Origin of the sequence: Streptomyces hainanensis (assembly GCF_004348415.1) — a bacterium.
Lineage (GTDB): Bacteria > Actinomycetota > Actinomycetes > Streptomycetales > Streptomycetaceae > Streptomyces > Streptomyces hainanensis.
Genome location: NZ_SMKI01000324.1, coordinates 1 through 9,043 on the forward strand (window position 1 = coordinate 1; position 9,043 = coordinate 9,043).

General features: G+C 70.9%; 8 protein-coding genes and 1 pseudogene. 7 read left to right on the top strand and 2 right to left on the bottom strand.

Annotation, left to right across the window (positions count from 1 at the left end; all coding sequences use genetic code 11):
• Positions 1 to 26: 26 nt before the first annotated feature.
• Positions 27 to 950: a hypothetical protein gene (locus E1283_RS25385; protein ID WP_132820472.1), complete on the bottom strand. Its 924-nt coding sequence runs from the start codon at positions 948 to 950 to the stop codon at positions 27 to 29.
• Between the two features lie 251 nt (positions 951 to 1,201).
• Here E1283_RS25385 and E1283_RS25390 point away from each other — a divergent pair, with 251 nt between their 5' ends.
• From E1283_RS25390 to pstS (E1283_RS25415), 6 genes are all read left to right on the top strand, one after another.
• Positions 1,202 to 2,020 carry a response regulator transcription factor gene (locus tag E1283_RS25390; protein WP_243745096.1) on the top strand — a complete coding sequence of 273 codons (819 nt, stop codon included), beginning with the start codon at positions 1,202 to 1,204 and terminating at the stop codon, positions 2,018 to 2,020.
• A gap of 241 nt (positions 2,021 to 2,261) precedes the next feature.
• Positions 2,262 to 3,377: a phosphate ABC transporter substrate-binding protein PstS gene (pstS, locus tag E1283_RS25395; protein WP_132820473.1), complete on the top strand. Its 1,116-nt coding sequence runs from the start codon at positions 2,262 to 2,264 to the stop codon at positions 3,375 to 3,377.
• A 155-nt stretch (positions 3,378 to 3,532) separates the two neighbouring features.
• A complete protein-coding gene (gene pstC / locus E1283_RS25400) occupies positions 3,533 to 4,477 on the top strand; it encodes a phosphate ABC transporter permease subunit PstC (protein WP_132820474.1) in 945 nt (314 codons plus the stop codon).
• Positions 4,477 to 5,577 carry a phosphate ABC transporter permease PstA gene (pstA, locus tag E1283_RS25405; protein WP_132820475.1) on the top strand — a complete coding sequence of 367 codons (1,101 nt, stop codon included), beginning with the start codon at positions 4,477 to 4,479 and terminating at the stop codon, positions 5,575 to 5,577. The genes pstC and pstA overlap by 1 nt, the downstream gene beginning before the upstream one ends.
• Positions 5,578 to 5,603: 26 nt before the next feature.
• The gene (gene pstB / locus E1283_RS25410) at positions 5,604 to 6,383 is read left to right on the top strand and encodes a phosphate ABC transporter ATP-binding protein PstB (protein ID WP_132820476.1); all 780 of its coding nucleotides are present in this window, start codon (positions 5,604 to 5,606) and stop codon (positions 6,381 to 6,383) included.
• A 28-nt stretch (positions 6,384 to 6,411) separates the two neighbouring features.
• The gene (gene pstS, locus E1283_RS25415) at positions 6,412 to 7,497 is read left to right on the top strand and encodes a phosphate ABC transporter substrate-binding protein PstS (RefSeq protein WP_132820477.1); all 1,086 of its coding nucleotides are present in this window, start codon (positions 6,412 to 6,414) and stop codon (positions 7,495 to 7,497) included.
• A gap of 81 nt (positions 7,498 to 7,578) precedes the next feature.
• On the opposite strand, the gene E1283_RS25420 is transcribed toward pstS (E1283_RS25415), so the two are convergent.
• The gene (locus E1283_RS25420) at positions 7,579 to 8,433 is read right to left on the bottom strand and encodes a helix-turn-helix domain-containing protein (RefSeq protein ID WP_132820478.1); all 855 of its coding nucleotides are present in this window, start codon (positions 8,431 to 8,433) and stop codon (positions 7,579 to 7,581) included.
• Positions 8,434 to 8,647: 214 nt separating this feature from the next.
• On the opposite strand from E1283_RS25420, the pseudogene E1283_RS25425 reads away from it, so the two are divergent.
• Positions 8,648 to 9,043, top strand: a pseudogene (locus E1283_RS25425) (DNA-binding protein); the annotation flags it as partial.

Sequence of the window (9,043 nt, forward strand, 5' to 3'; positions counted from 1 at the left end):
ATAAGAGACAGGGAGAACCCCCGGCGTCAGGTGTCCGCCTTCGGCGGGGGGACGTGGCGGCGGGCTCGCAGGAGCAGGAGGGCCGCGCTGGCGAGGGCCGCGGCGCGGAGGAGCCAGGGCCAGTGGTCGGAGAGCAGGTCCTCGGCCTCGCCTTCGGCGAGGAGTTCGCCCCAGTAGCCGCCGGCGCGGCCGAGGAGCCAGACGGCGTAGCCGCTGGCGACGGCGGCCGGCATGCCGAGGGTCGCCCACTGGGCTTCGCGGCGGCTGAGGCGGGGTGACCAGTAGCAGGTGAGCCAGCCGAGGGCGAGCACCACGATGGAGCCGGCGACGGTGCCGCCGACCAGCAGGATGACGCCGAGCAGTTCGACGGGGCCGCCGATCCGCCTGCCGCTGAGCGCGGCGCGGGCCAGCCGGCGGCCGGTGGACGGGCGTGCCTCGGGCGCCGCGACCACGACGGGTGGCTCGTCGGCCGCTGCGTCGGACGGTTTGGTGAGCGGGACCGGCTCGTCGTCGCCGGCGAGGCCCGGCCGCAGCATCTCGGGGATCTCGATGCCGCCGCGGAATCGGCCGATGTCGCCGTCCGGCCAGAACGCCTTCGGCATCGCCTCGAACACCGGCTCGGGCCCCGGGTCGGCGGCCGGAACGCGCGGCGGCGGTACCGCGGCCGGCGCCTCGGGCGCCGCCACGGCGGCGGGTGCCGGCGTGCCGCCGCCGCCCCCTCCGGAGGCCGCCGCGACGACGTCCTCCGGTTTGCCCATCCGGCCGAGGATCCGCTTGACCGACGACCGGCTCTCCCCGCCGCCCGTGGCGGCGGACCGCTGGCGGCCGATCTCGTCCCGCAGCCGACCCACCAGCGCCGCGCGCTCGGCGGCGGACATGGCGGTGCCGTGAGCCAGGTCGCCGACCCGGCTCAGATAGTCGAAAACCAGCTGTTCACTCTCGATGCCCACGCCAACTGCCCCTGCGTCCAGACCGACCCGGAACCCTCTCTGATGCTACTCGTGAGAGACCGAACCTGAGATAACGCCGTTGTTCATCGGGGGTTCACCGAACGCCGTACAACCCGCTACCCACGGCTCGTTACATGGTGAACGTCCCCGTCTCACTTCGATCCTGGTCGATCCTGGCATCGACACCACGCCCCGGGAGCGCGACCGCACCGCGTTCTTCACTGCCGACCGCGACAGCGAGGGAGAGCGCCATGGGCGCATGGTTGAGTTCGACCAGACCGCGACGTTCGACGTCGTCCTCCTCCCAGCCGAGCGAGCCGAGAAACGTCTTCCCCCTGGCGGCCGAGGTGGAGTTCCCCGAGGAGTTGCCGGAGCCGATCCCGCTCGGCTCCAACCCCGTGGTGCTGCTTGCCGATTCGGACGAGCGGATCCGGCAGGGGCTGACGGCGCAGCTCGCCAAGTACCAGGTGTCGGTGGTGCACTGCGCGGACGGCGCGGCGGCGCTGTTGGAGGCGGGGCTGCGGAAGCCCGACGTGCTGCTGGTGTCGGCGGAGCTGCCCGTGATCGACGGGGCGACGGTGTTGCGGCTGGTGCGGAAGCGGCTGTCGATCCCGGTGGTGCTCGGCGTCGGCCCCGAGGACACGGCGCAGGTGGGCCCCGCGCTGGCGGCCGGGGCGAGCGCCTGCGTGGCCCGTCCCTACCGGCCGCGTGAGGTGGCGCAGTTGCTGAGCCTCGCGGACCGGGGCCCGCGCGGCTGGGACCAGCCGCTGGTGTGCGGCCCGCTGACGCTCGATCCCAGCACCTACGAGGTCCGGATGCACGGCATCTCGACGGCCCGGCTACCGTTGCGCGAGTTCCAGCTGTTGCACCTGCTGATGCTGCACGCCGAGAAGGTGATCACCCGGGACCGGATCCGCGCCGAGCTGTGGGGCGAGGGGGCCCGGCGTTCGAACACCATTACTGTTCACATTCGGCGCCTGCGGGAGCGCCTGGGCGACGACCCCCACCACCCGGAGATCATCCAGACGGTGCGTGGCGTGGGCTACCGGCTGGTTCCGCCGGAGAGCTGACGGGACAAGGGTCGGGCCCGGCGGCGCGCCGTCGGGCCCGCCGGCGTTCCCGGGTGTTTCGCACCCGCTCACTCCTTAACGATTCCAACACTTTTTGTGAAACGGTCGGTTCCGCCGAACCTATCTTTCTGTTCACCTTCTGGCCCTCGCCGCTTCGTCGTGCCCCCCTACGTTCGGCACGACAAATTCAAGTCATCTGCACCCCAGCCGGCCGGCTGGAACATGAACAAGGAGCAAGGTCATGCGCAACGTGCGCGCCAAGACCGCCGCGATAGCCGTGGTTTCCGCCCTGGCCCTGGTCACGGCTTGCAGCAGCGAGAACGAGGACGACAGCAACGGCTCCACCGGTGGCGGCGACAGCACCACCGACGCGTCGAGCCTGTCCGGCAGCGTCGCGGGTGCGGGCGCCAGCTCGCAGGACGCCGCGCAGCAGGCCTGGATGGCCGGCTTCCAGTCCGCCAACCCGGACGTCACCGTGACCTACGACCCGGCCGGCTCCGGTGCTGGGCGTGAGCAGTTCATCGCCGGCGCGGTCTCCTTCGCGGGCAGCGACGCCTACCTGGACGACGAGGAGCTGACCGCCGCCAACGAGCGGTGCGGTGGCGAGGTCGTCGAGGTTCCGGTGTACGTGTCGCCGATCGCCGTGATCTTCAACCTGCCGGGTGTGGACTCCCTGAACCTGTCCCCCAGCACGATCGCCCAGATCTTCAACCAGCAGATCACCAGCTGGAACGACGAGGCGATCGCGGCCGACAACCCCGACGCCGAGCTGCCCGACACCGCGATCACCCCGGTGAACCGGTCCGACGAGTCCGGCACCACCGAGAACTTCACCGACTACCTGTCGCAGACCGCCGGCGACGACTGGCCGCACGAGGTCAGCGGCGAGTGGCCGGTCAGCGGTGGCGAGGCCGCCCAGGGCACCTCCGGTGTCGTGCAGGCCGTCACCGGCGGCGAGGGCACCATCGGTTACGCCGACGCCAGCCAGGCCGGCGAGCTCGGCACCGTGAACGTCGGCGTCGGCGAGGAGTTCGTGGCGTACTCCCCCGAGGCCGCGGCCGCCGTGCTCGGCGTCTCGGAGCGTGTCGCGGACCGTGGCGAGCACGACTTCGCCTTCGACCTGGCCCGTGACACCACCGAGGCCGGCACCTACCCGATCGTCCTGCTCTCCTACGGTCTGGCCTGCGCGTCCTACGACGACGCCGCCCAGGGCGAGCTGGCCCGTGGCTACCTGTCCTACATCGTGAGCGAGGAGGGCCAGGCCGCCGCCGCCGAGGCCGCCGGTTCCGCCCCGATCTCGGACGAGCTGCGCCAGCAGATCCAGCCCGCGGTGGACGCCATCGGCGCCGCCGGCTGATCCAGCCACCTCCACTCCCCGCGGTCCGGGCGGTCTCCCTAGCGGGGTGACGGCCCGGACCGGCGGGCTTCCCGGCGAGGTGTCGGCCGGGGACGCCGTGCCCGGCGGCGAAGAGCAGCGAAGAGCAGACGAGAGCAGCGAGAAAGGGACAAGGAGTGCCCCCCACCACAGAGAAGACGCGCACCCGCGGGGCGCCGCAGCGGCCAGGTGACCGCATCTTCGCGGCCGCCTCGACCGGGTCAGGCGTGCTGATCCTGGTCATCCTGGCCGGCGTCGCGGCCTTCCTCGTGAGCGAGGCGTGGCCGGCGATCACGGCGCCGGCCGAGGACATACCCGGCGACGACTCGTTCGTCGTCTACGTCTGGCCACTGCTCTTCGGGACCCTGCTTTCGGCGTTCTTCGCCCTGCTGATCGCGACCCCGTTGGCAGTGGCCATCGCTCTGTTCATCACCCACTACGCGCCGCGGCGGCTGGCCGCGGCGCTCGGCTACGTCATCGACCTGCTCGCCGCGGTGCCCAGCATCATCTTCGGTCTGTGGGGCGTGGCCGAGCTCGCGCCGCGGACGGTGGAGCCGACCCGCTGGCTCGAGGAGAACCTGGGCTTCATCCCGCTGTTCGAGGGCCCGGCCTCGGCGACCGGCCGCACCATCCTGACGATCTCGCTGGTGCTCGCGGTGATGATCCTGCCGATCATCACCTCGGTGGTGCGGGAGGCGTTCCTGCAGACGCCCCGGCTGCACGAGGAGGCGTCGCTGGCCCTGGGCGCCACCCGCTGGGAGATGATCCGGATGGCGGTGCTGCCGTTCGGTCGCTCGGCGATCGTCGGTGGCGCGATGCTCGGCCTGGGCCGCGCGCTGGGCGAGACGATGGCGGTGGCCATCCTGCTCTCGCCGTCCGGCAACGTCAGCTTCAACCTGATCAGCAGCGCCAACCCGTCGACCATCGCGGCCAACATCGCGCTGACCTTCCCGGAGTCCTCCGGCCTCACGATCAACGTCCTGATCGCCTCCGGCCTCGTCCTCTTCGCCGTCACCCTGCTGGTCAACATGGGTGCGCGCGCGGTGATCAACCGGCGTCGCGAATTCTCGGGAGCCAACTGATGTCCACGACCCCCACCACCTCCGAGAGCCGCGAGGCCGGGCCGGTCGGGCCGGACAAGGCGGACCTCCAGCCGGCGCGGCTGACCCACGGCTCGCTCCCGAGGCGGGCCGCTCCCGGCGTCCTGCTCGCCGCGGCCGTGCTCGGCGCGGCGCTCTGGCTGCTCGGCGTGTTCGGCCCGGTGGCCGCCACGCTGCTGGCCGCCGCGCTCTACACCGCCGGTCTCTACCTGTGGTCGCGCTCGGTCGAGGGCGCCAGGAAGGCGTTCGACCGGTTCGTGACCGCCATGGTCACCTCGGCGTTCCTGCTGGCACTGCTGCCGCTGGTCTCGGTGCTCTTCACGGTGTTCGACCGCGGCTTCGAGCGCTTCGACGCCGAGTTCTTCACCTACTCGATGCGGAACGTCGTCGGCGAGGGCGGCGGCGTCCACCACGCGCTCTTCGGCACCCTGATCATCACGGGGCTCGCCACGCTGATCGCGGTGCCGATCGGCATGCTGACCGCGATCTACCTGGTGGAGTACGGCCGTGGCCGGCTGGCCCGCTACATCACCTTCTTCGTGGACGTGATGACGGGCATCCCGTCGATCGTGGCCGGTCTGTTCGCGGTGGCCCTGTTCCAGCTGTTCCTCGGCCCGGCCGCCAGGATGGGCGTCATGGGCGCGGTGGCGCTGAGCGTGCTGATGATCCCGATCGTGGTGCGCTCCACCGAGGAGATGCTGAAGCTCGTGCCCAACGAGCTGCGTGAGGCGTCCTTCGCCCTGGCGGTGCCGAAGTGGCGGACGATCATGAAGGTGGTGCTGCCCACGGCGGCCGCCGGCATCGGCTCCGGCGTGACGCTGGCCATCGCCCGGGTGATCGGCGAGACGGCCCCGCTGCTGGTCGCCGTCGGCATGACCACGAGCGACAACTTCAACCCGTTCGACGGCCGGATGGCGACCCTGTCGGTGTTCTCGTACACCCAGTACGCGTCCCCCGGCGTGCCGCCGGTGTTCAGCCTGGACCGCGCCTGGGCGGCCGCCCTCACGCTGATCCTCATCGTGATGGTGCTGAACCTCCTGGCGCGGCTGATCGCCCGCTTCTTCGCCCCCAAGACCCGCTGACGACACGGAGAGAAGAGAGAACGACAGTGGCCAAGCGCATCGAGGTCAACGGTCTCGACATCTACTACGGCAACTTCCTGGCCGTGCAGGGCGTCTCCATGACGATCCAGCCCCAGTCGGTGACCGCCCTGATCGGTCCCTCCGGCTGCGGCAAGTCGACGTTCCTGCGCACCCTCAACCGCATGCACGAGCTGGTGCCCGGCGCGCGCGTCGAGGGCAAGGTCGTGATGGACGACCAGGACCTGTACGGGGCCGACGTCGACCCGGTGAACGTCCGGCGGCAGATCGGCATGGTGTTCCAGCGTCCCAACCCGTTCCCGACCATGTCGATCTACGACAACGTCGTGGCGGGCGTGAAGCTGAACAGCAAGCGCATGAAGAAGGCCGACATGGACGCGCTGGTGGAGCGTTCGCTGCGGGCGGCCAACCTGTGGGACGAGGTCAAGGACCGGCTCTCCAAGCCCGGCTCGGGCCTCTCCGGCGGTCAGCAGCAGCGGCTCTGCATAGCCAGGGCCGTGGCCGTGCAGCCCGAGGTGCTGCTGATGGACGAGCCCTGCTCGGCGCTCGACCCCATCTCCACGATGGCCATCGAGGACCTGATGATGCAGCTCAAGTCCGAGTACACCATCGTGATCGTGACCCACAACATGCAGCAGGCGGCGCGGGTCAGCGACACCACCGGGTTCTTCAACCTCAAGGCGGTCGGCGAGCCCGGCGGCCTGGTCGAGGTGGACGCGACGGACAAGATCTTCTCCAACCCGTCGGTCCAGGCCACCGAGGACTACATCTCCGGCCGGTTCGGCTGACGGGCCCTCCGGGTCGCGAGGGGGTGCCATGCGCAGGAGACCTTTCGCCAGGGCCGTCGCGCTCACGGCGGCGGCCGCCCTGGTCCTCGCCGGCTGTGTGGCCGGCGGGGACGACCGGCCCACCGTGACCAGGGGCTCGCTGACGGGCGAGCTGACGGGCGCGGGGGCGACGTTCCCCGATCCGCTGTTCCAGGAGTGGATCGCGTCCTACACCGACGGCGTCGAGACCGGCGTCGACATCGACTACCAGGCGGTCGGCTCGGGTGGCGGGATCGAGCAGTTCCTCGCCGACGCGGTCGACTTCGGCTCGTCCGAGCGGTACCTCCAGCAGGGCGAGCTGAGCGTGGCGCGCGAGGTGCGCGGCTGCGAGGCCGTCCAGTTCCCGGTGCTGTTCGGCGCCGTGGTGCTGGCGCTGCACGACGACGCGCTGGACGGCCTGGTGCTCGACCCCGACGTGCTGGCCGGCATCTACGACCGGCGGATCACCCGATATGACGACCCGGCGATCGCGGCGCTGAACCCGGACATGGAGCTGCCGGACACCGAGATCCTGCCCGTGCACCGCTCCGACGGCTCGGGCACCACCTACGTGTTCACCCGCTTCCTGACCACCGAGGTGCCGTTCTGGGCCCAGGGGTACGCCGAGGGCACGGACATCGACTGGCACGACGACACCCTGGGCGGCGAGGGCAACGAGGGTGTGACCAGGGCGGTCCAGGAGAACGCGGGCGGGATCGGCTACGTCAACCAGTCCTACGCGCTCGCCAACGACCTGGCGACGGCGCGGGTGGTGAACGAGGACGGGACGCCGGTGGAGCCGACGCTGGAGGCCACCACGGCGGCCTCGGAGGAGGCCACGATCCCGGACGACTTCCAGTTCAACATCGACGACATCGGCGGCGAGGGCTACCCGATCACGGGCGCCAACTGGATCTTCGCCTACGAGTGCGGCTACGACGACGAGACCGCGGCGCTCGTCAGGGACTTCTGGACCTGGGCGCTCACCGACGTGGAGGCCGACCGGCTGGCGGCCGAGTTGGGGTACGCGCCGATGGGCCGGGAGCTGAAGCGCCGGGTGATCGAGGAGATCGGGCGGATCAACAGCCGCGGCTGAGCCGCGACCGAGCCGCGACCGAGCCGATCCCGGCGCGGTCCGCCCCGGCACTCCCAGCGGAGCGCCCAGGCTCCCGCGGGGTCACATCTCGCGGGCGACGTGGTAGATCAGTTGCCGTGACTCGTCGGGCGGCAGCGAGACCTTGAGGGCCCGTTCGAAGAACATCCGGTAGCGGGAGAGCGGGGCGTCCGTGTCGAGGTAGAAGCCTCCGATGGGGGTGTCGATCTGCACGGTGTCCAGATCGGGCACGAGGCCGTGCGCGTACGAGACGGCCGTGGTGGCCTCGAAGAACTCCTCGTTGGTGAAGGGGATCACCCGCACCCGGATGTGCGGCCGCTCGGTGTCCCGCAGCAGTTGGTCGAGCTGGGCCCTGGCGACCGTCCGGCCGCCGTACCGCATCCGCAACACGGCCTCGTGCAGGAACACGTGGAAGGGCATGGGGTTGTCCCGATCCAGGACAACCTTTCGCCGCATCCGGTGCTCGAGCCGGGCCTCCAGCTCCTCGCGTGGCAGTTCGATGAGCCCGCCGTCGAACAGGGCCCGCGCGTAGTCCTCGGTCTGCATCAGCCCCGGAATGGTCACCGTGCAGCAGAGGAGCATGCTGGCCGTGTGGTGTTCCAGCTCCGAGATGTCCAGCCAGCTAGGGGCAAGAATGCCACGGTACTCGTCCCACCAGAACTGCCCCCGGTGCTCGCGGGCGATCGCGCAGAGCGCGTCGAGCAGGGCCTGATCTGTGCATTCGTAGAATGTGGCGAGCTTGCGGATGCGCTCCTCGCTGACCCCGATCCGGCCGGACTCTATGTGACTGATCTTTCCCTGGTCCGTCCCCAGCATCCCCGCGGCCTCCCGCGCGGTGCGACCGGCACGCTCCCGCAGTTTGCGCAACTCCGTGCCCAGACGCCCCTGTCGGTAGGTGGGGTTCTCCCTCGGCGGCATCGGTACTTCGGTCCTTCCGTCGGCAGAGCACCGAGTCTGCCGCCCCATAACCCCCCGAGTCCACTCGCCTACAGATCTTGGCATATGCAGCTTTGCTCCGGCGCAACCATGCTCCTGTTCGGAGAACGATGCCCTGTACGGCGTTGTGCGGAGTTCACGTCTCGTTCCGTCCCGTCCGGTGCTCAGCGGCGGCCGTCCGGGTAGCGTTGGGTGGATGACAAGGCCGCCGGCCCCCCGCACCCTCGCCGACGAACTGCGCGCCCGTACCGACGCGCAGCTGGCCGGGCTGCTGCGGGCCAGGGCCGACCTGCTGTCGCCACTGCCGGGCGACCTCTCCCAGCTCGCCACCCGCGCCGGCACCCGGGCCTCCGTGCTGCGCGCCCTGGAGCGGCTGGACACCTTCACCCTCCGCACCGCCGAGGCACTGGCCGTCGCGCCCCAGCCGTGCCCCGTCGAGGCGCTGGCCGCACTGCTGCCCGGCGGCGAGCACCGGCTGCCGCTCGCCCTCGACGCCCTGCGCGACCGGGCCCTGCTGTGGGGCCGCGACGACGCGCTACGGCTGGTGCGCACCGCCCAGGAGCTGCTGGCCCCCAACCCCACGCGGCCCAGC